The sequence below is a fragment of the Trichocoleus sp. FACHB-6 genome (assembly GCF_014695815.1).
GTDB classification, from domain to species: domain Bacteria; phylum Cyanobacteriota; class Cyanobacteriia; order Cyanobacteriales; family FACHB-T130; genus Funiculus; species Funiculus sociatus.
In genome coordinates, this window is sequence record NZ_JACJOY010000074.1 from 1 (window position 1) to 21,947 (window position 21,947).

Consider the following 21,947-nt stretch of genomic DNA (forward strand, 5'->3'; position numbering starts at 1 on the left):
AGAACTTTAACTAATGCGACTGCCAAGGTTAATCTTTGTTTTATTCGCTTGATGATTAAGAGGCTTGCAGCACCTTCTTAGATATCAAACTTAGATGTCAAATGGGTTCTATATAAAAATTTATAGCCAAAACTGACCTATTCTAAGATGTAGAATAGAAGATTACATTTGCGGTAGCCCGATTCGGAGAGTATCTGTGTTGAACCTGAACTCCTTCGTCCCTAATGAGATGACGATCGCGCCGAAACATCCTCTGGCGGCAAATATGGAACTGCCGATTCCAGATGGTAGGAGTGCATCTAAGGAGGAAATACGCTTAATTCAGCGACGCGATCGCATCCCCGGAGTCATCAAGCGGACGCTACCACTAGATGCACAAATTTATTGGGAATATTGGTGGTGCATTCCGGATCGCGTCCTGCTAGAGGAAGATTTAGAAATTTTAAGAAGCGATCGCATCCGCCAAGAAACCATTTTATCAAAACTGGTTTGGCTGTTTGGAGGTTACTGCTTTGGCGACGATAGCAAACTTCATGGCGAGAAAGATCCAGTCTATGACTGGCAGAAAGTTGTAGAATTTGCCTGCCAGCATAACTATCAATCATATGTGCTTGATATCGATTTTCTGCCCACTGCAATTAAGCAGGTTCAACAGCAACATTCAACCGAGTGTGTTGCTGTTGAACCCGCTCACTGGCATATTGAGTTTTTCCGGTTGCAACAAACTGAGAGTGACTTTGAGATTCAGGAACCGAAAAATCTCTGTAGCTGCCAAATCTGGACTGGCAAGCCATTCATCAAAAACCTGCAAACTGGGGAAACACTAACCCGATACGACTTATGGATCTCTTCCCCAGGTAATATCATAAATCCTATTTGGTTGCGTTAAAGTGAAATACCGAAATTTGAGCAGGAATGTGCTAGTGTGAACATTCAGCTTAATTCCATCTTAAGGATTTATTAATCTTTTACACGGGTGAGGCAATATTGCCATGAAAAAGAGTGCATTAGAAAAAGCCCAGAATCTAGGAGATTGGGCTTACCTAGCGATTGAAAAACACTTTCATAAAACGCTTAAACACGAAAGCGATGTCATCAAAGACAAAGACCCAGAAGCCTTACACCAGATGCGCGTCGGGATGCGTCGCTTGCGTTCAGCAATAACAGGGTTTGCGCCAGCACTGGATCTTCCTAAGTCAGCCCAAGAAAATAAGATTGGGAAAATAGGTCATAGTCTTGGGGAGTTGCGAGATATAGACGTACTTCAGGAAGCGCTAAAAAATCGTTATTATCCTAATTTACCCTCAAAAGAACAGAAAACCTTAGAGGAAGCGATCGCATCTTTAAATAAACAGCGTCACCACGCCCTAGAGCAAGTACGCCAAACTTTAGATCATCAGCGTTACCAAAAACTGAAGCAGTCGTTTCAAACATGGCTAAAGCATCCAAGTTATCAAGAAATTGCTCAGATGCCTTTACGTCAGGTTCTACCAGATTTACTTTCACCAGAAATCAGTCGCTTTTTTCTCCACCCTGGTTGGTTGCTAGGAACTGATGTCAAAGCACCAGAAATTAAAATTGCCAAAGATTTAGAACCAGAAGCTGTAACGCAACTTTTAGCAGATCAAGGGGAAGTTCTCCACAGTTTGCGTAAGGAAGCAAAGCGCGTCCGCTATCAGATGGAACTATTTACAGACCTCTATGGCCCCGCTTATGCAGGTTATCTGCAAGATGTGAAATCAATTCAGGAAATCTTGGGGGAAATTCAAGACAGTGCGGTGTTAGCCGAAGTGCTGACTGATATCTTAGACTCTAAGGTCAAAAACCAGCTTCCAACTCTTGCCGAACAGTTGCATCAAACAGCTTACCAAGCTTGGCAGCAATGGCAACCGTTACAAGAGAGATATCTGAATGCTCAAACTCGGCAAGCCTTTCATTTAGCTTTGTTGCAACGACTTGATGAGAATGACTCCCCGGATGAAGAGGGCTAAAAAAGTGGGATTGAGGATTGGTAATTGGGAAAAATATCTTCCCAATTACCAATCCCTAGAAAAAAAAATTGTTGAAGTTCCCATCGTCAAAGCAGATTCATAGGGATGGACGGCAAACTCTTACTTTGGGTGTAACTAATCCGCCTGAATAGATGCCCAAAAAGCTTGGCATAATATCTTAACAGGATAAAACAGTTTCCCTAACAAAATTAGAACTTATTGCGCTTATCCTCAGTGTGGCGTGGAGAGATTCAAGGGTGGGATATGGCATTGCCATCCCCCTAACAAGGTGGACTGAACGTCAGAACCGCGATATATTCCACCCAACTGAGAAACGTTATTTATACCAAAAGAAAGCATAAGAGGCGGGACGGTATCGGTTAGCCTGGAAAGGGAAAAGAAATATCTTGACTAAGCGATCGCATGCAACCGTTCAAAACTAAGCTGCGGGTACGATACCACGAGATGGACTCCCTCGGCCACGTCAACAACGCCGTCTATCAGCATTACCTGGAACAGGCGGCTGTTGAACACTCAGAACATCTCGGCTTTACCCAGCAACGCTGCGAAGAGTTGGGCGGTGTCTTCGTAATGCGGCGGATTGAGATAGAATATCTGCGCCCAGCCGTTGCAGGCGAGTGGCTGGAAGTCACCACCTGGCTTTCCGAGATGCGCGGCCCGCGTGCCATTCGCCGCTATGAAATCCGCAAACAGCCAGAGGAAAAGCTGTTGGTGACAGCCCAGGCGCTGTGGGTGTGGGTGGATATAACAGCGATGCGCCCAAAAGCGATTCCGCAACTGCTCTTAGATACTTTTGGGAAATTGCCTCAACCGAATCTTACTACCTGAAAAATAAAAAAAAGCTATGAGTTATTAAGTTATTAATTTAAAACTTTCCTATTCGTAATCGGGCGATAACAATCCTTAATTTTTCCCAGTGCTTGAATGTATCTTGCGGCAGAAGGGAGTGTTGTAGTTAAACCTTTAAAATCTCTCTGGTCAAGAGATTTTTCTGGCGTTAAGAGATAGCCTTTGGTCAGTGTAGCGATGTTGCACCAGGCGACAAATGCGATCGCGCTTAGCGTCAAATTCTACAAACAACGATTGGGAGGAGATTTATATGCAACGCATTTTAACAGCTTTAGGTCAAGTATTTCGCCAGAGCATTTTGGTTGTAGGTCTGATAAGTTTGCTGAGTCTATCAAATATATTCATTTTTGCCAGTCAGCCAGCTTATGCAGCATCACAGTTGGCTGCACAGGAAGTTGACAGTACCTCTGGAAATAATGCAGCAATTGAGCTTCGGGAAGAATCTTATGAAGAAGCCGCAGAGCAGGCTCGCGATCCGCAAAAGCAGGATGAAATTTACCAAGAAAGTGTCAAAGCAACCAATCAGTCCAATCCTGGGTTGATTGAAGGAGCAAAAGAACTGGTTGAGAAGGTAATAGGCAACGATGACAGCAAATAAGTAGCTTTAGGATGGGTTAAGGTTACGCCTAACCCTTTGGATGCAATACAATCTGACCTCTCCCAACCACCCCTACAAGGGGAGTGGCTAACTCCCCCTTCCCTTGTAGGGAAGGGGGTTGGGGGGTTAGGTCTGTATTGGACTTCAACTGAGAAACACTATATTTACGGTGCTGGCGTGGCGACAGATTTATCCCCAGTTCTGCTGATCTTGCCAATCACCCACTTGGATGACTAACTTAGGTGAAGAGAGGAAACAGAAGTCAACTGTACTGTGAATATACAACAAATATTCAGGGGATAAAACATATGAAGTTAACAACTCTCTTCACCGTAGCATTATTGATTACACCTATTTTTGTAGCCCCAGTCCGCGCACAGCAACGGTTATGTATCGTGGATAACTCCAACCAAGTAGTTTGCGGACGGCCAGCAACTCAGGATGAGATTTGGCGTTCCAACACTTCGCAGCAAGGTAATTCAACAAAGAATTATTACTCGGAGATAAATAAAATTTATCGAGAAGTTCTGGGACGGGATGGTGATTTCAGAGGCATCCAAGGTCACGTAAGAGCTATACAAGATGGCGAGTCACTTAGAGATATTCGTCGCTCGATTGTTCAAAGTCAAGAAGCCCGTGACAAAATTAACCAAATCTATCGGGAAGTGCTGGGACGCGATGCCGATAGCAATGGTATGCAAAGCCAATTGAGAGCGTTGCAAGAAGGGCGATCGCTTAATGATATCCGTCGCACGATTGAGAGAAGTCCAGAAGCTAGAACCAGAAGCGGTAAATAAGTTGTAGCTTGGGATGAGGGGTGGGAGCATCCCGTATTTGCAAATCGCCCACAGACTTCCTTTTCTCCTGGTATTTTGCTGGGATGCACCATCACCTTTACTCGCCGCTTAAGTTTGCACTCAAAACTTCACTGTTGTTTTTTGCAACCTTTTTGGCTGGTTGTTTCTTTTGCTTAGTTTCCTGAGGTTGATCCTCCGATTGTTCAACCTTCTTAAGAGAACGTTTCTTTTGCTTGGTTTTGTGGGGAGTTTCGTCTATTGGCTTGTCCTCTGGCGGTTTCGGTGCAGGTGCAGTACCAAAGACAGGAGGCCAAATTTCGCGCAGTTTAGCGATCGCATCTTCCTTCAGCTTAGCTTCCACCTCAATCCAAGGAGCATCCCGATAGGAACTCGGCATCACTGTAATAAAATCGCTGTGGTGCGGATCGCCAAACTCTTCCCGCCCGTTGGAAATATGCACCAGTTGCCATTCAGGTACAGCCCACGTAGTACGCGCGGCTGCTAAAATCTCGGCAATGCTGGCATCTTCGTAAGTATCCAGCTTCTCGTGAATGATGTGATGGTGTGCGTCGAAAACCATTGGTACGCCAGCTTCCCGACAAACAGCCAGAATTTCTGCTGCACTGTAAGCGTATTCATCGTTTTCTAGTGCTAATCTAGAGCGAATTTCATCAGGTAGATCGCGGATAACATTGATCAGACGTTCAGCGCGATCGCCTTTACCACCGTGTATCTCCATCATCGCCCAAGGCGATCGCGGCATCCCCAGTAAATCCATATTCCGGGCGTGCATCTGGAGAATCTTAATACTGTTCTCAATCACAGACGGCGTATCGGAACTGAGTACCACAAATTGATCTGGATGTACCACTAATCGGATGCCAGAAAGACGAACGCGATCGCCTGTTGCTTTTATCTGTTCCTTAAACTCATCCAGTATCGTCTCCCCCTGTTCCGTATCAGCAAACGGAAACAACCCAGAGGGGATTCGATAAAGCCTAATATTATTCTCTTTACAGAAATCTATTGCCGCATTCAAGCGTTGCAAATTATCAGTATACAACTGCCGCAAAACTTGCTCTTGCTCCGCAGTCGGCAACTGCAACAGTCGCTTGCGCGTCAGGGCGCGATAACGCACTTTATCAGATGTGGTGATGCAAACTAAGCCTAATTCAGGCGGTGTGCTAGTGCTTTCTGCGTAGTTGTTAGGTAGCGAATCGCTCATCTGCATGAGATCCATGATTTTTATTTTTACTTTAAAAATTTATCTAAAATGGCAGACAAGATACCTGCCCCATAAGTAAGCAATTTTGTTTTAATTTGGCGAGGTGGACTTGAAAAGCCCACCCTTATTTTTGGTTTTTAGTTTGAAATCGGCACGTTTTTAAACGGCTGCGTGTTGGGAACGTAAATATCTAGCGAATTGGTTCCCTGCGGTACTTGCAGCCAAACATAAGCATCAACTGAGGCATTTTGACCAATACTGTCCAGAGCAATAGACGGCGTGGCACGATTAGCCCAAACAGCTTTATAGCTGTCGTTTGTGATGGGACTACTAGCAGTTGTCGCTGCCGGAAATAAAGCTTCTGACCCCGCCACGTCTGGAGTCACCCGTCGTAACCGAAATTGCACATTTACCACATTTCGCAATCCATTATCAGGATGTGCAATTCGCCGCACTGAAAGCAACTCTACCTGCGCTTTACCATCCAAAGCAGGCTGAACAAACTGCTTTGGTTGAATCGCAGTATTGGCTTCGGGCGTGGTTTGTGCATTAGGTGTTGCCACAGGTGTTTGATTATCAGTAGCCGTTGCATTGCTTTGTAAATTATCAGCAGTATCAACGTCCTTTCTCAGTTCCAAAACTTGATAGGCACTGTAACCGCTGGTAATCAACGCCAAAATAGAAAGTACAACAGCCACGCCAGATAAAAAATTGCTCATACCCTCTTAATAGTTAGGAATTAGGAGTTATGAATTTCAAACTCACAACTCATAACTATCTCATTACGCCTATCTAATTGGAAATAGGCACATTCTTAAATGCCTGCGTCTCAGGTATGTAAATGTCAAGCGTGTTGGTTCCCTCTGGTACCCTCAGCCAAACATAGGCATCACCCGAAGCTTGGGGACGCAACAGATACAAAGAAACGTTTCCCGTGGAACGATTAAGCAAGTCAACTGCTTCGTAGGTTTCGCTGGTGACAGGATTTCTGGCTGTTGTCCCGCCTACAGAGATAATGTCACTCCCAACTATGTTATCCGTTGCCAGACGGCGGACGCGCATCTGCACGTTCACTACGTCGCGGGTTCTCAATTCTGGATCTGCAACCCGCTTTACTGAAAGCAACTCTACTTGTGCCTTTGTACCCAAAGCAGGTTGTACAAATTGACCTGGTTGAATTCCAACGTTGCTACGCGGCGCACTGGCTGTGCTATAGGGGACTTGAGATTGGGGAACTGGGGAAATTGGCGCTGTGTTAATCGGTGCTGGAGGTGCGGGTGCCATTCTACTCACTGGATTAGCGCTGGCATCAGCAATTGGCACATTTCTAAATACTCCCGTGTTCTCAACAAAAATGTCAATAGTGTTAATGCCTGCTGGCACATTTAGCACAACATAAGCTTCTTTTGGTTGACCTCGACTCAACTGATATAAAGAAGTCGATCCGGATGAACGATTAAGGACATCTACTGCATAGTAAGTTTCGTTGGTGATAGGATTACGGGCGGTTGTAGACCCAGGACTAATAATGTCACTACCCCCAACATTGTCTGAAAGACGATTAATTCGCATCTCGACGGTAACTTCATCGGGTGCGCCGAGAACTCTCCGGACTGCGGTTAATTCTACTTGTGCTTTGTTGCCTAAAGCAGGCTGGACAAATTGATCGGGTTGAATGCCAACACTAGGCAGGGGAGATGCGGCGGGTGGTTCAATTGTCGGACTGATAGAAGGGCTGACGGTAGTAACGGGTGCGATCGCATCTCTCGATGCCAGCCGCTGATACAGCCAGAAGCCAGCTGCAACTAAACCCAAGGTCGAGAGTACACTCGCTAAGACGACCCAAAGATATTTTCTCCCGTTGTTGTCCCGGTATCGCTCTCTTGGAATATTATTTTTGTCAACATCTCGCTCTTGTATCGCCATGATTATAATTACCTAAATCTCTTTTGTTGGAAATAAAAATTTTGATTATCATGTATATTATTTATATTAACTAACTTTACTAAGCTCTATCGTTAGAAATATTTTTATAAATATATAACAGTCCTAAATGGTTTCTGAACCCCTGTAGGGACATGGCAATGCCATGTCCCTACACCAGGGTGAATACTCGTTCACAACTTAAATAGAATTGCTATAGCACTCCTAAATGATTTGTGAAGGCGAGATACCTGACTTCTCTAAGAAGCCGCGTATCTGAACCACTGGCAATTCATTTATAAACTCTCCGTTTTTTTCCTCTGTGTCCTCTCTTGCCTCTGCGGTTCATATAAAACTATAAACGTTGTATGCAACATCTCTACACATAAAATAGAATTACTATAAACTATTCTTGATATTGCCACCTGTCTCCGGTAAGATTTACAAGATACCAAGCATTTTTATTCAGAAAAAATCTTAATGATAAAAATATCATCAAAAATAAGTGAGATAGCAGCCCAGTGGGAAAAATCAGATTTTCAGGACACAGGGCATCCGAATTCGGGTTCTCAGCAAGGCAGGCAAGATGGCTGCGCTACGCCTAGTAAGAAAGGAAAAGGTTATTCAATAGTTAAAATTAGTGAAATTAGTAGCCTGATACTAATACTAAACACTCAGTTGCTATCGGGGCAGCAAGCAGCCCAAGCAAATAATCAATCGTCCCATCCAGATAAGCTGAATACAGCACAAGTTTCTCAAACCCAAAAGCCTCAATCTGCTGCTTTATGTCCTTCCCAGCTAACAACTGCAATTGATGCTATTACAAACCGTCCGCAGTGGAGCCGCGCTCGTTGGGGGATTTTGATTGAACCGTTAACTAAAAATAGCATTTTCTACAGCCGCGAACACGAGAGTTACTTCATACCAGCATCTAATGTAAAGGTGCTAACAACAGCTGCTGCCTTACGCAAATTGGGTTCTCAGCATCGGATTCGCACCTCTATTTATGGAACGGGTGATGGTTCTTTGCGCGTTGTAGGACGAGGAGATCCCAGTTTAACGGATACCCAATTGAGAGATTTGGCGCAACAGTTGAAGCGGCGGGGAATTACTCAGGTAAAACAGTTAATTCTAGAAGACGATTATTTTAAAGGACAGGCGGTAAATACCAGTTGGGAATGGGGAGATTTGCGGGCAAACTATGGCGCACCAGTTAATAGTTTAATCTTGAATCAAAATGCTGTGGTGCTGACAATATCACCACAAACCCCAGGAAAACCATTGCAAACATCGTGGGCAGATCCTCTGGCACTAACTCAATGGAGAATTGAAAATAATTCGGTAACAACAGAAGCAAAATCAGCACCCTCCATAGAACTTAATGCTGTGCTAGGGAAACCAGTGTTAGAGATTAAAGGACAATTGCCTGCTGATGCTAAACCTGTGTATTTAGATATGGCAATTATTAATCCAGCAGATTACTTTTTGCGACACTTGCGACGCGCTTTGGCAATTGAGGGAATTACTGTTGCAGAGGCAATGGTTGGATCAAACTCCCAGCCTCCAACTGAGGAACTAGCCGCTGTGGAATCTCCGCCGTTGGGGACTCTTTTAGCCCAGACAAATCAGAATAGTAATAATTTATATGCGGAAGTGCTGCTGCGATCGCTTGGTGCCTCTGCTACATCTGCTACAGTCCAGAGTGATTCATCCCTACAACAGGGCTTAGCTGCCCTTAAACAGACATTAACAGAATTAGGAGTAGATCCTAGCAGCTACGTGCTAGATGATGGTTCTGGGCTGTCTCGTCATAACCTCGTGAGTCCAGCAGCACTGGTGCAAACTCTCAAAGCGATCGCAAAGACTCCAGAAGCAGCCATATATATAGCATCTTTACCTGTGGCTGGAAAAAGCGGCAATCTCCTAAATCGCTTTCAAAATACACCAGCTCAAGGTAGTGTGCAAGCGAAGACAGGAACAATGAGCGGAGTAGTTTCTTTATCAGGGTATATGAGCCACCCAGAGTATGAAACTATCGTTTTTAGCATTATTGTGAATCAATCCAACCAATCGGCGGCGACGGTACGGCAGGCAGTTGATGAAATTGTGCTGCTACTGACTCGCTTAAAAAAGTGCTGAGTTCTGAGTTAGCTTAGGTGCAAAATTCCCTCATTCTTTGGCTGCGACCTGGGAATGAGGGAATTTTGCCTTTTGCCTTTTAATAAGCGCCGTCTTCGTATTCTGGCGCTTTAGTTTTTTCAGGGATGTTTATCCGAGGTGCTTTGTAAGGTGGCTCCTCAGCATCTTCCCAAACATCTTTCTCTTCGTATTCGTCTTCTTCGTACTCGTCCTCGTATGGTTCCGGTTCTACATAGGTTCGCTCTTCTTCATAGCGAACTACTCGTCGCGTCTCGGTTGTCGCTTCGCTCCAGTTATCCTCTTCTTCGTCTTCTTCGTAATAAATTGATTCCGCCCGCCGCGCCCGAATTGGCTGTGGTTCTGGTTCTTCCCAATACTCCTCGTCCTCGCTCCAGCGAGCTTCTTCAATTACAGGGGCAGAAGCGCGAATAGAGGTTGCTGGTTTTGCGTTGACGGGAATTCCAGTAGGCAGTTGATTTTCAGGACGGACTGTTGGCTGGAAGTAAGCTTCCTCTTCGTCGCGTTCCCAAGGGGCTTTGCCAATGCCAAGACGCTCTAAAAGACCCACAGTTAGCTGAACCAAGCGTGCTTCGGAACCTTCAAAAACAATCAGACGATTTGGGCCACTGCTGACAATTTCATCAATCGGCAGCTCATAGGTACTTACAACCTGATCGGGAATTTGCGGCAGGCCCAAAGAAGCAATAATCAGCGAGAAAACTCTGCCGTCTTCACCATCAAACTTGAAACCCCGCACTTTGCCTAAAAGTTCACCTGTTTCGGTAATTACTTCGCTGTTGATCAGGCTGCTGTAGGCTTCAACGTCGATATCTTCAATAACGTCATCATTATCAACTAGGATGACATCACCCATCTGACGAACGCTGCTGAGGAGCATATACCGTGGCATCCCCGCAATCGAGAGTAGGTTGTCTCGCAAACCCAGTGCTACAACTTTCCGCTGGTCGATGTCTACTAATAGCTCCTTAATAATCCCCAAGCGCTTACCAGTGTCGCGGGTAATGACTTGGGTATTTAAGATGTCAGAGCGTTGAAGGATTTGTTCAGATGTCATTGGAGGCCCAATCCCGATCTCGAATCTTATTAGTTATTTATAGTGACATACTCCTACAATAACCTGAGTACAGGTATTGTGTCGGCTTCTCAGCGAATCCGACTATTGCTTAGCAGGAGATTGTCAATCTCCGGAGTATTGAACTTCATCGATTGACCGCCTATCCATCCCGATACCAAACGAAATACCGCTATGGTGTCGGACTTTCGGCGAAGATTGCTAAATCAAATCATACAGACTCTTTTTAGGAATGCAATTTTAGCCCCAAAACTTGGGTGTAAGCTCCTCGCGCCTGAGTGACACCGATAGTGCGCTCAGATGATTCAATCATTGGGCGGCGGAGGCTTACAACAATAAACTGCGCCTGCATAGCTTGTTGTTTGATCATTTTAGCTAATCGCTCTACGTTTGCTCCATCTAAAAACATATCAACTTCATCAAAGGCGTAGAAAGGAGAGGGGCGATAGCGTTGCAGGGCGAAGATGAAACTAAGGGCGGTTAGAGATTTTTCGCCGCCAGACATGGAAGCAAGCCGCTGCACAGGTTTGCCTTTGGGATGGGCAACTAAGTTAAGTCCTCCGTTGAACGGATCTTCGGAATCATCAAGTTGTAAATAACCGTCTCCATCGGAGAGTTCGGCGAATATTGCCTGAAAGTTTTCGTTTACTGCGTCGAATGCTTCTTGGAAAGCGCGGCAGCGCAGGGTGGTGAAGTTTTCAATTCGTAATAATAATTCGGTGCGTTCGGCTTCTAATGTTGTTAATTTCTGAGTTAGTTCTTCAAGTCGGGTGGTGGTACGGTTGTGTTCTTCCAATGCCAGCATATTTACCGGTTCCATTGCTTGCAGGCGTTTGGTAAGATTACGCATCTCTTTCTGCATTTGTTCTAGTTGATCGCTTAACTTGTCAAATGCGATCGCATTTGACTCGCTTGATTCGGGATTGACCAGCATTGGCACTTCTGGCAGAGGATCGGGTAATTCTGCTTGTTGGGTTTCCAGCTGAGTTTTCACAGCAGTAAGTTCTTCCCGCCGCGATTGTTGCGTTTCTTGGAGTTTTTGCAGTTGCCATTCTAGCTGCTGTTGAGAAAGATGACGTTCTCGCAGTTGAGTTTCGCTGGCATCGCGTTGTATTTTTGCTTCGCCCAACCTTTCCTCTTGTTGTTTCAAGCCTGTTTGAGTTTGCCTAATTTGTTCGCTGAGTGTTGACAACTGTAGAGATGCGAAAATTCGCGTTTCTACAACTCCTGATAGCTGCGTGCGATATTCCTGCAAGCGATGGTGGGATTCTTGGCTTTTTTCTTGCAGACGCTGCTGCTGATTTTCCAAATCTTTTAATCTTTGTTCGGCGGCGCGGAGAGCTTTTTCTCGTTCAGAGAGATGTTGCTCATCGGCTTTAATTGTTGCCTGAATTTGTTGCCATTCGCTATGCGTTTGAGATTGCTCTAATTCTGCCAAAGCTTGGCGCAATTGTTGCAATTGTGCTTCTTGGGCGGGTAATTCAGCGTCTAGAGATTGTAAGCGAGATTGGGCGGTGTTAAATTCTTGGGTATTTTTTGAAAGAAGCGATCGCGTTGTTTCAGCTTGGGCAATTAAACCCTTAATTTCCTTCTGTAACTGTTCAAAATGTAACTCTTGCTCCCGCCGCTTAGCCTTCGCCTCTGTCAATTCTAAATTCAGTTGCTTCGTCTTTGCCGAAAGGGTATAAATCACCTCGCCACAACGTTCTAAAATTCGGTCAATTTCTTGTAGGCGATTTCTCAACGCGATCGCTTCCGCAGATTCTCCCGCATCAGCAGTACCGAAATGCAGCCCAGAACGTTGACTGCTACTACCGCCAGTCATTGCGCCGCTACTTTCCAGCAGTTCCCCTTCTAAGGTTACGATGCGGTGTTGCCCCAAGTGACGACGAGCATCATGAATATTTTCAAAGACAACGGTACTTCCAAAGACGTAAGCGAAGATATTTCGATAACGGGAATCGCATTCAATCAAATTCACCGCATAATCGATAAATCCGTCGGCATAACGCAGCGCTACCACTGGCGAAAATCGTGGCGGCTGAATTTTATTTAAAGGTAAGAATGTAATCCGCCCCGCCCGTTTTTGCTTCAGCAGTTCAATTCCCGCCGCCGCCACGCCGTCATCTTCCACCACCAGATTTCCCAGTCTCCCACCAGCAGCAATTTCCAGCGCCAAAGCGTAGCGTGGTTCGACTCGCCCCAATTGGGCAACTAAGCCGCACACGCCAGGTAGTCCTGATTGCTGTATAACTTTGGTGGCGAAGGTGCCTAAACTTTCCTGTTCCGCTTGGGCTTGGGCTTCTAGCTTATCGAGTTGGCGTTGTTTATCCCGTTGTTCTTGTAAGAGGCGCTTTTGCGTGTCTTGCTGAATTTGCAGATCGCGATCGCCTGCTGCCAAACCTTGAGCTAAGGATTGAATTTCTTGGGCATAATCAGATAATTGTATCTCGAAATCAGCTAAACGAGACTGTTTTGCGGCAATTTCTGGCTCAATTGTTTGAAAAAGTTGACTTTGCTCCTCGATTTGCCGCTCTAAATTGGTATAACGCTCTCTTAGTTGAGCTTGTTCAGTGCGCTGGGGTTCGACAGTTTGTAGTAAAGTTTCGATTTGGCGACTTAGGGCAGTTTGTTGCTGCACCCAAGCTTCGGAAGCAGATGCGATCGCTTCCGCGTCTTCCCGATGCCGATATAGAGTTTGCTGCGCTTGGTTGCGTTGTTCCTCCAGAGGCGCGATCAGCGTTTGTCCGCGCTGCTGTTCTTCAGTCAGTTGTTGCAGAGTTTGCTGGTGTTGTTGAATTAACTGCTGCTCTTGTTCTATATTGCCAGTGGTATGATGAGCCGCTGTTTCTAACTCTTGTTGCTGGCGTTGTAAATTACGCCGTTCGGCTTCTTGATTTGCCAGAAGTGATTGCAAAGCCAGGAGTTCTTCTTCCCCCAAAGCTTTGACACGGGCATTGAGTTGATCTAGTTCTGCCGTTGTTTGCTGAATTTGCGCTTGTAATGCTTGGAGTTGGGCGGTTAATTCAGTTGAAGTGCGATCGCCTGCTTCAATTTGTTCGCGCAGTTTCGATTCTTGTTGCTGAAGATTTCGCCATTTGAGAACAGCTTCCCATTGTTCTTTCTGCTGAAGTTCGGCGCGGAGTTTTTGGTATTTTTCCGCTTTGATGCGATCTTGAGATAAGCGATCGCGTTGGGCAATTAATTCTGCCTCCACAATGCGACAGCTATCTTCCCGTTCCTTAACTGAGTCTAACGTCTCCTTCGCCTGGACAATCTTCCTGTCGAACGCCGCTACACCAGCCAACTCATCAATAATTTCCCGGCGTTCTCGCGGGTTCATGGAAATAATCCCGGTGACATCGCCTTGCAACACCACGTTGTAGCCTTCGGGATAAATTCGCAGTTGATTAAGCTTTTCGTGGAGTTCTGTCAGGTTGCACGATTCGCCGTTGATGTAGTAATTCGAGGTGTAAGTTCCCTGCTGCGTGACGCGCAGCTTCCGCGTCACACTCCATTCTTTCCCCGTCATATCTTGCTCCTCCTTTTCAAGAGGGAGTTGGGGGGAATCTCCAGCCGCTGTTCGATGTCCGTTGCTATTGCCAACAATCGTACCGCTAACATCTGATAAATCAAAGGTAGCTGTGACGCTGGCTTCCACAGTACCGCGATGGGGATGGTTGTGATTCACTAAGTCGGGCAAGCGTTCCGCCCGCATCCCCTTAGAACTGGCAAGTCCGAGGCAAAACAGCAGCGCATCGAGAATATTCGACTTACCCGAACCATTTGGGCCCGATACGACAGTAAACCCCGGCAGCAAGGGAATTTTCGTCGTGCCGCCGAAGGATTTGAAGTTGGTGAGTTCCACGCGCTTGATATAGACCATAGGCGCTGGGCGTTGCCGGAAAGTACAGGTGTATCAGTGAAGGATTCTCAACAGGTTAGCACAGTGATAAGAATATCGAACCGCAGAGGCGCTGAGAACCCGGAGAAAGTGTAGCGGTGTTATGTCTTTGGTTATATTGCGAGAATGCTTCTGGTCAAGAACGCGATCGCTCCTTCGTCACAAACTCCGCTTCGCATCCACACCTCGTTATCTCCACATATGACAACACTTAACCTGCTTCAGGCGCTGCTTTTGTTAATTTGTGTATTACTTAGTACGATTGTGGCGCTTCTGCCAAGTGTATTTGACAAACAAAAATCATTATCCGGAAGGTGCGTTATTTTTGGGCTATTGGCAGTCTGTGGACTGCTAGTTTTTATCGGCACTGGCCTAATCACTACGGAACAGGCAAAGCAAAACGCCGACTGGATTCATAAGGTGTACTGGACTTTAGTCTTTGGCTGCGTATTTGCGCTGCCAACAATGGTGTATTTGCTCGTCAATAGGCAAAGTAAAAACAGCAAAAGATCCAGCGACACACCAGAGGTAATTTCACAGCCATGTCGGCAGGAATTGCTGGCAAGTATGCTAACTGATGTGATAGTGCGGGTAGAAGACTCTCTGCATGATGATCAGTTGATTCCGCTGCTGATGGAAGATCGACGGGAAGAGGTGGGACGGCCTCCAGAAGTAACGGTAAATGCTAAACCGTCTCCTAGTTGGTTGGAGAAGCTACCGAAATTTATACGAGTAACCGCTGAGTCTGAACCTGGCAAGAAAATTATAGATGTCTTTGAGCGAGATGATATTGCAGGCAGATTGCTAATTTTAGGTGCGCCCGGATCGGGCAAAACTACAATGCTGCTGGAACTAGCGCAAGACTTGATTTTAGCTGCTCAACAGCAGCCAGAAAAGCCGATCCCGGTAATATTTGAACTTTCTAACTGGAAAGATGATAAGCAAGCGATCGCTGACTGGATGGTAGCTGACTTGAAGTTCCGCAATAAAATCCCAGAAGCAATTACTCGCGAGTGGTTAGAAACAGGTAAATTATTGCCGCTGTTGGATGGTTTGGATGAATTGAAAACTCGCCAGGGTAAATGTATTGCCAGAATTAATAAATTTCTGCAAACCACTTCTGGCCTATCTCAAATTGTCGTCTGCTGTCGTGAGGAAGAGTACAAAGCAGGTGAGGAAATCTTAACGCTACGGGGAGCAGTTTGTCTGAAGCCACTGGAAGAAAAGCAGATTCAAGGCTATCTACAACGATTAAACTGCGGACATCTCTGGCATGGTATCCAGAATGATCCAGATGGTTTGCTGGCATTAGCAAAGATGCCGCTGTTTTTACATCTTATTCCGGTAGCTTATCCAAATGGTTTAGAAAGCAAAGCTAAACGCTTCAATTCTCCCGATGAACTTGAAGTATATCAAGAAAAATGCCGTAAAGATTTGTTTGACGCATACATAAAACACCGCTTAGAAATGCCCCATGACTGTCAAGGATATGACCCAAAGGATAGTAAACGCTGGTTGACTTGGCTGGCTACAAGCCTGAAAAAGCAGAAACAAACAGAGTTTTTTATTGAAAAGATGCAGCCAATTTTTTTAGATACAACCAAACAAAAATTGATTTTTGGGCTGATTCTTGGGCTGATTAGTGGGCTAATTTTTGGGCTGATTCTTGGGCTGATTAGTGGGCTGATTGATAAGAAAATAGAGCTTGCTGACGATTTAACTATTACTTGGGAAAAAGCTCGAAAAGGGCTGATTAGTGGGCTGATTGGGCTAATTTTTGGGCTGATTGGGCTAATTTTTGGGCTGATTGGGCTAATTTTTGGGCTAATTTTTGGGCTGATTGGGCTAATTTTTGGGCTGATTTTTGGGCTACCTGGGGAAGAAATAAAAAATCGAAATAAACCCAACCAAGGAATTAAAGATTCAGCCAAAAATACTATAATTATTAGTTGCATTCTCTTGCCTGCGGGAATGTTACTTTACGCAGCACCCTTGGTAGTTAGAGGGGAGTTTGTGGAGCCTATCAGTACAATGATTTCTGGGCTTGGTTGGGCGCTAATATTTGGCATCATTTCTGCTGGTTTACCTGTGATTCAACACTTCGCTTTGCGCCTAATCTTGTGGAAGAGTGGGGCGATTCCTTGGAACTATGCGCGTTTTCTCAGCTACGCAAATGAGCGTAGGTTGATTAAACAAGTCGGCGGACGCTATCGCTTCATTCACGACTTGCTAAGAGAACATTTTGCCAAAATGTAACTGCATATAGAAATTTTATTTGAGTAGTGAGTTGCCAGCGGTTCAGATCCCCGACTTCTTTAAGAAGTCGGGGATCTTGCCTTCGCTATTATTTCGGGTTGCTATAAAATAATAGTTATAAGTTTTATTAGAAAATAGCAATAAATCGATGACTGCTAATCTAGACGCAAAAAGCCTAACCTTGAGAGATGTTCATCGTCTTTTAAAAATCGAAGAGCATTTGAATGCTTCAATTCCATCATTACTGACGCTGGAACCTTTAACAGAATTTGAACAGCAAGAGATTATACAAATTCGCAATTTATTTCGCGATTACTACGCAGAGGGTAAAATTTCCGAGGGGCAAGTTAAATTTTTATTTGTCGCTCGGTTGATGTGGTTGGCTGGTTTCTATCAGCCTAGTATTAAAATAACCCTAGAAGAAGGGATTGCTGATATTTCCATCGAAGATGAAGAAACCATCATCAAAGGACGGATGGATATTTTGGCAATAAATAAAACTCAAACAACAACAGATACGCTTTTCTGGATTTTGGTGATTGAAGCTAAAAACAGTAGTGTTAACGCATTGGAGGGTTTACCTCAATTGCTCGCTTATGCTTATAAAAGTCTAGAGTATCAAGAATCAGTTTGGGGGTTGACAACGAACGGAATGGATTATCGTTTCGCGTATCTACAGCAAGGAATTTCCCCAAGCTATCAACTATTGCCAGCACTGAACTTGATTGACTCTGAACCTTCAATCCAATTGCTACAAGTTCTAAAAGCAATCTGTAAGTTAGAAAACATTGCAACGCCTGTTGAGGCAGTATCTTGAACTACGTTAACTGCCTCGCGCATCCTCCACAACTAATCTGTAGTCCCGCTCAGCTATGATTCTTGTATTAAGATAACGACCAGCAGCGTAAAACCAGATGACACTGACGCTATTGAACAATCGCTATCGCATCATCCAGGCGTTGGGAACAGGCGGTTTTGGCGAAACCTTTCTGGCGGAAGACACGCATATGCCTTCCCGTCGCACTTGTGTCATTAAGCAACTCAAACCCATCACCAACAACCCCCAAGTTTATCAACTCGTTCAAGAACGATTTGATAGGGAAGCGGCAATTTTAGAAGAACTGGGTGAGTGTAACCAGCAAATTCCCCGGTTATATGCCTACTTTGCGGAAAACGAGCAATTTTATTTAGTTCAGGAATGGGTTGAAGGTGTCACCCTGAATCAAAAATTACAACAGCAGGGGGTTTTAAGTGAAAGTTTAGTTAAGGAAATGCTGGTAAATATTTTGCCAGTTTTAGACTATATCCACTCTAAAGGAATTATCCACAGAGATATTAAACCCAGCAATATTATTTGGCGAGAAAGGGATGACAAACCCGTTTTAATTGATTTTGGCATCGCTAAAGAAATGATGAATAGTGTAGTGGATGCCCAAGGACAAATTACTAACTCAATTGCCGTCGGTACCTTGGGGTTTATGCCTTCAGAACAAGCGGCAGGTAAACCAGTATATTCTAGTGATTTATATAGTTTAGGATTGACGGCGATTTATTTGCTTACCGGGAAACGTCCGCAAGATTTGCATACAAATCCGGAGACGGGGGAAATGAATTGGCGCACCGATGCTTTAGGGAGCCAAATTGCACCAATTTTAGATAAAGCGATTTGCTACCATCCACGCGATCGCTATCCGACTGCTAAAGCAATGTTAGCAGCTTTGCACTCTCAAGATAGGGTTCTGCCAAAACTTCCAACAACCATCCCGCCTTCTGAGAAGGAAACGATTAACCCGGCAGATATAGAAACTTTACCCGTTTCTATGTCTACTATTAGTCAAAAAGCACCAGCGCCTAAAATCACCTACAGTCAACAAGGATATCGCAATCGCCAGATATTACTTAACAAGGTAAAAAATTACTGGGTTAAAGGTGTTTTAGAAACTTCCTTACACGGTAAAGCATTAATTGAACTAGGTTTAGAAAAACGCCTAGATGCTTTAGATCGTCCTTGGGGTATGGTATGGGAAACCCCTGATCAAGCCCGACAAACTCTATCTAATAATATCAGGATTAGCGATTTATTCCAACAAATGGGAATCGGGCGATCGCTTTTAATTTTAGGCTCTCCAGGTTCAGGCAAAACAACAACGCTGCTAGAACTCACCCGCGATTTAATTGCAAGTGCTGAACAAGACACCAATCAGCCAATTCCGGTAGTATTTAACCTCTCTGCTTGGACAAAGGAGAAGATAAAGCTTGCTGATTGGCTAGTTCGAGAACTCAACGCGAAATATCAAGTTTCCAAAGAGATTGGCAAAAATTGGATTAAAAATCAACAATTAATTTTGCTACTAGATGGGTTAGATGAAGTTAGCACTAACCTACGAGAAAATTGCGTAGAGGTGATTAATAAATTTAGCCAAGAATACGGAGAAACCGAAATAGTAGTTTGTAGCCGAGTCAAAGATTACGAACTATTATCAAATCGCCTGAGATTTCAAGGTGCAGTCTTCATTCAACCACTAACTCTAGAGCAAATTCATCAATATCTGAAGAATGCGGGTTCAGAACTTGACGCAGTGAACACAGCGCTGGAAGCAGATACCATACTGCAAGAATTAGCCAAGTCACCGCTGATGCTGAGTATTATGACTTTCGCTTATCAAGGAATGTCCATTACAGAATTGCCAGGAATGAACTTAGAAGAACGCCGCCAACATTTATTTGATAAGTATATTCAAAGGATGTTTGAGCGTCGAGGCATTAATAATAAATATTCAAAAGAGCAATCAATTCGCTGGCTGAGTTGGCTGGCGCAAAGACTCTCTCAGCAGTCGCAAACTGTATTTTTAATAGAGCGACTACAACCAGATTGGCTAGAGAAAAAAAGACAAAAATTAATTTATGCGATTAGTATTTGGCTTACTTTTTTTATTTTGGCTGCAACAGTAGGTGAACTACTTCTACCTACCAGTAAAATGATTTTGTCGTTAATCTCTAGCAGTGTAATTTTTTGGCTAATTTTTGGTGTTTATCGTATTAAAACGGTTGAAAATCTCAAATGGTCTTGGAGAAAAGGTAGTAATAGTCTAATTCGGGGAATTACTTTTGGCTCGATTTCGGGATTAGTTATTAAAGTCACTTATGAAATAATTTTTAACCCGCTACACTGGAAGATAATCTATCCTCAGTTCTTACCCTTACAACTTTATTCATTGACTCGCGGCATAGTTTTCGGGCTAAGTATGGGGCTAGTTTATGGTTTAATTAGTGGTTTAACTGCTCCTAGTATCCAAACAAGGACGGTTCCTAATCAAGGGATTCGGCAGTCTAGTAAAAATGCTGTTGTATTTGGTTTAATTGGCTTATTTGTGTTAGGCACATCGGCTAATATATTAAATTGGGCTGCCTGGTTTTGGGGAATTTTTGGTTTATCGTTTGGGGTAGCAGCAGGTGGCGGGGAAGCTTGCGTTAAACACTTTGTCTTGAGAGTTATTCTATATTGTAGTGGTTCCATTCCTTGGAATTATGCCCGTTTTCTCGACTATGCTACTGAGCGCATTTTTTTACAAAAGGTGGGCGGCGGGTATATTTTTGTTCACCGATTGTTGTTAGAGCATTTCGCTCAAAAATAATTTTCTTATTTAGTAGAATAGGGTAGTTTATATTTTAAACTTTTAAGTGCTTATAGCTTGGTTCATAAATAGCGATCGCTTCCTCTTTGCCCTTCACCTTTACCGACTTATCTACCAATCGCAACGAGAAGGATTCTGGGTGGTACAAACTATTTACCACTGACTCTGTTACCAGAATCTGACAGTCATACTGCTTAGTTAAACCCTCAACGCGAGAAGCTAAATTCACCACATCGCCAACCACAGTAGAGTCAATGCGGGAGTTAAATCCCACCGTACCCATCACCACCTCACCGCGATGGATGCCGATACCGACTGCGATCGCAGGCAAACCTTTTTCTATTCGCTCCTCATTAAAAAGAGACAGTGTCCCCTGCATTAAAATTGCTGCACGCAGAGCGCAATCAGTTGCTTCATCATCGAACAATGCCATGATCGCATCGCCAATATATTTGTCAATAAAGCCGCCACTTTTCTCAATCGGCCATCCCATACATTCCAAGAAATCATTCAAAAACGAAAACGTCTCGAATGGTGTCATTTGTTCCGCCATTGAACTGTAATTTCGGATATCGCAAAACAAAATCGTCATAGTTCGCGTCGCCGATACACCCACCTGAATATTTTCAATTCCCTCTGGTGCAATAACTGCAAGAAATTTATCCGGCACGAACCGCTCAAACGATTCCAAAGTCTTGTGTAACTTACTAAACGATGCTTGCAACGCTGCCGACATCTCGTTAAAAGACTTTGCTAAATCTCCAATTTCATCTGACAAGTTAATTTCCGCACGATGCTGTAAATCTCCAGCGGCAATTCTGGCAGCACTCACCTGCAAACGCTGCACCGGATCGCTCAACCGCTTTGCCAGAATATACGCACACACTAAACTAACGGCGAGTCCCACAAAACCCACTAACACAGCCTGATTTATTGCATAGACAACAGCACGGTTAATTTGCTGTGACGACATCCCGATCCGCAAAGTGCCAATTGTTTCACCCGATACCAGTTTGATGTCCGAACTTACTTCTATAAATCGTTCGCCACGCTTCGCTCGCACATGCCCCAAGAACTTGATATCCCGCAGAACAAATGTTTCTACAGCATGAGAATGTCGCGATTTTAGCGCCGCATTTGTCACCTCTACTGGAACAATATCTGGAATATACTGGTTTTGGAAATCGCTGGGCGACGAGGCAAGAATCTGATTTTTTTTCCGGGCATCAGAAACAAGAATGTATAAAAAATCCTGGTTTTCCCTCATCAATAAATCCAGATCCACGCGGATTTGACCCCAATTTTCTTCAGAGAGTTCGTTACCCAAAGCATAAGCTGACAACTTAACTAAGGACTTTGCTTGACTCTGCTGCTGCTGACGGTAGAGGTTACTCTCGGTATTCGCCCAAACCCAGACTATGGAGCCAACCAGTCCGACGATCAACAACGTCGTAGCGGTCATAAATTGGGTGTGGATTGAGCGGAAAGCAAAAACTTTCATCCGGCTTTATTTATA

Annotated in this window: 15 protein-coding genes and 1 pseudogene; 10 read left to right on the forward strand and 6 right to left on the reverse strand. The window is 44.4% G+C overall.

What is annotated here, in order from left to right; translation table 11 throughout:
• Positions 1-196: 196 nt before the first annotated feature.
• The 6 genes from H6F66_RS14060 (at position 197) to H6F66_RS14085 (ending at position 4,256) form a co-directional block, all read left to right on the forward strand.
• Positions 197-889, forward strand: coding sequence for a hypothetical protein (locus tag H6F66_RS14060; protein WP_190422254.1), 693 nt, complete (start codon positions 197-199; stop codon positions 887-889).
• Between the two features lie 103 nt (positions 890-992).
• On the forward strand, positions 993-1,991 hold the full coding sequence (locus tag H6F66_RS14065; protein WP_190422256.1) for a CHAD domain-containing protein: 999 nt from the start codon (positions 993-995) through the stop codon (positions 1,989-1,991).
• A 423-nt stretch (positions 1,992-2,414) separates the two neighbouring features.
• Positions 2,415-2,840 (forward strand): thioesterase family protein, encoded by a 426-nt coding sequence (locus tag H6F66_RS14070; RefSeq protein ID WP_190422258.1) that lies wholly within the window; start codon positions 2,415-2,417, stop codon positions 2,838-2,840.
• A gap of 271 nt (positions 2,841-3,111) precedes the next feature.
• A complete protein-coding gene (locus H6F66_RS14075) occupies positions 3,112-3,459 on the forward strand; it encodes a hypothetical protein (RefSeq protein WP_190422260.1) in 348 nt (115 codons plus the stop codon).
• Between the two features lie 36 nt (positions 3,460-3,495).
• Positions 3,496-3,696 (forward strand): hypothetical protein, encoded by a 201-nt coding sequence (locus H6F66_RS14080; RefSeq protein ID WP_190422262.1) that lies wholly within the window; start codon positions 3,496-3,498, stop codon positions 3,694-3,696.
• A 71-nt stretch (positions 3,697-3,767) separates the two neighbouring features.
• Positions 3,768-4,256, forward strand: coding sequence for a hypothetical protein (locus tag H6F66_RS14085; protein WP_190422264.1), 489 nt, complete (start codon positions 3,768-3,770; stop codon positions 4,254-4,256).
• 319 nt (positions 4,257-4,575) lie between these two features.
• Here the strand turns inward: H6F66_RS14085 and uvsE are convergent.
• The 3 genes and pseudogenes from uvsE to H6F66_RS14100 all read right to left on the reverse strand — a co-directional run.
• A pseudogene (gene uvsE / locus H6F66_RS14090) lies at positions 4,576-5,481 on the reverse strand (UV DNA damage repair endonuclease UvsE); the annotation flags it as partial.
• A gap of 137 nt (positions 5,482-5,618) precedes the next feature.
• The gene (locus H6F66_RS14095) at positions 5,619-6,200 is read right to left on the reverse strand and encodes a hypothetical protein (protein ID WP_190422267.1); all 582 of its coding nucleotides are present in this window, start codon (positions 6,198-6,200) and stop codon (positions 5,619-5,621) included.
• Between the two features lie 73 nt (positions 6,201-6,273).
• On the reverse strand, positions 6,274-7,407 hold the full coding sequence (locus H6F66_RS14100) for a hypothetical protein (RefSeq protein ID WP_190422269.1): 1,134 nt from the start codon (positions 7,405-7,407) through the stop codon (positions 6,274-6,276).
• A 477-nt stretch (positions 7,408-7,884) separates the two neighbouring features.
• Between H6F66_RS14100 and dacB the strand changes: the two genes are divergently transcribed.
• Positions 7,885-9,543, forward strand: coding sequence for a D-alanyl-D-alanine carboxypeptidase/D-alanyl-D-alanine-endopeptidase (gene dacB / locus H6F66_RS14105; protein WP_190422271.1), 1,659 nt, complete (start codon positions 7,885-7,887; stop codon positions 9,541-9,543).
• Positions 9,544-9,622: 79 nt separating this feature from the next.
• Here the strand turns inward: dacB and H6F66_RS14110 are convergent, their stop codons facing one another.
• A complete protein-coding gene (locus H6F66_RS14110) occupies positions 9,623-10,618 on the reverse strand; it encodes a PRC-barrel domain-containing protein (RefSeq protein ID WP_190422273.1) in 996 nt (331 codons plus the stop codon).
• Between the two features lie 244 nt (positions 10,619-10,862).
• Positions 10,863-14,522, reverse strand: a complete 3,660-nt coding sequence (gene smc / locus H6F66_RS14115; protein WP_190422275.1) for a chromosome segregation protein SMC — start codon at positions 14,520-14,522, stop codon at positions 10,863-10,865.
• A 144-nt stretch (positions 14,523-14,666) separates the two neighbouring features.
• Between smc and H6F66_RS14120 the strand changes: the two genes are divergently transcribed.
• The 3 genes from H6F66_RS14120 (at position 14,667) to H6F66_RS14130 (ending at position 20,431) form a co-directional block, all read left to right on the forward strand.
• Positions 14,667-16,796 carry an NACHT domain-containing protein gene (locus tag H6F66_RS14120; RefSeq protein ID WP_190422277.1) on the forward strand — a complete coding sequence of 710 codons (2,130 nt, stop codon included), beginning with the start codon at positions 14,667-14,669 and terminating at the stop codon, positions 16,794-16,796.
• A 148-nt stretch (positions 16,797-16,944) separates the two neighbouring features.
• Complete coding sequence (locus H6F66_RS14125; RefSeq protein WP_190422279.1) at positions 16,945-17,613, forward strand: restriction endonuclease subunit R; 669 nt, start codon at positions 16,945-16,947, stop codon at positions 17,611-17,613.
• Between the two features lie 97 nt (positions 17,614-17,710).
• Positions 17,711-20,431 carry a protein kinase gene (locus H6F66_RS14130; protein WP_190422281.1) on the forward strand — a complete coding sequence of 907 codons (2,721 nt, stop codon included), beginning with the start codon at positions 17,711-17,713 and terminating at the stop codon, positions 20,429-20,431.
• Positions 20,432-20,465: 34 nt separating this feature from the next.
• Here the strand turns inward: H6F66_RS14130 and H6F66_RS14135 are convergent, their stop codons facing one another.
• Complete coding sequence (locus H6F66_RS14135; protein ID WP_190422283.1) at positions 20,466-21,932, reverse strand: adenylate/guanylate cyclase domain-containing protein; 1,467 nt, start codon at positions 21,930-21,932, stop codon at positions 20,466-20,468.
• Between the last annotated feature and the right edge of the window lie 15 nt (positions 21,933-21,947).

Coding starts and splice junctions, on each gene's coding strand:
- H6F66_RS14085 (WP_190422264.1), top strand. CDS start 3,768: ATGAAGTTAACAACTCTCTTCACCGTAGCATTATTGATTACACCTATT.
- H6F66_RS14120 (WP_190422277.1), top strand. CDS start 14,667: ATGCTTCTGGTCAAGAACGCGATCGCTCCTTCGTCACAAACTCCGCTT.
- H6F66_RS14135 (WP_190422283.1), bottom strand. CDS start 21,932: ATGAAAGTTTTTGCTTTCCGCTCAATCCACACCCAATTTATGACCGCT.
- H6F66_RS14110 (WP_190422273.1), bottom strand. CDS start 10,618: ATGACATCTGAACAAATCCTTCAACGCTCTGACATCTTAAATACCCAA.
- H6F66_RS14075 (WP_190422260.1), top strand. CDS start 3,112: ATGCAACGCATTTTAACAGCTTTAGGTCAAGTATTTCGCCAGAGCATT.
- H6F66_RS14125 (WP_190422279.1), top strand. CDS start 16,945: ATGACTGCTAATCTAGACGCAAAAAGCCTAACCTTGAGAGATGTTCAT.
- smc (WP_190422275.1), bottom strand. CDS start 14,522: ATGGTCTATATCAAGCGCGTGGAACTCACCAACTTCAAATCCTTCGGC.
- H6F66_RS14100 (WP_190422269.1), bottom strand. CDS start 7,407: ATGGCGATACAAGAGCGAGATGTTGACAAAAATAATATTCCAAGAGAG.
- H6F66_RS14130 (WP_190422281.1), top strand. CDS start 17,711: ATGACACTGACGCTATTGAACAATCGCTATCGCATCATCCAGGCGTTG.
- H6F66_RS14070 (WP_190422258.1), top strand. CDS start 2,415: ATGCAACCGTTCAAAACTAAGCTGCGGGTACGATACCACGAGATGGAC.
- dacB (WP_190422271.1), top strand. CDS start 7,885: ATGATAAAAATATCATCAAAAATAAGTGAGATAGCAGCCCAGTGGGAA.
- H6F66_RS14095 (WP_190422267.1), bottom strand. CDS start 6,200: ATGAGCAATTTTTTATCTGGCGTGGCTGTTGTACTTTCTATTTTGGCG.
- H6F66_RS14065 (WP_190422256.1), top strand. CDS start 993: ATGAAAAAGAGTGCATTAGAAAAAGCCCAGAATCTAGGAGATTGGGCT.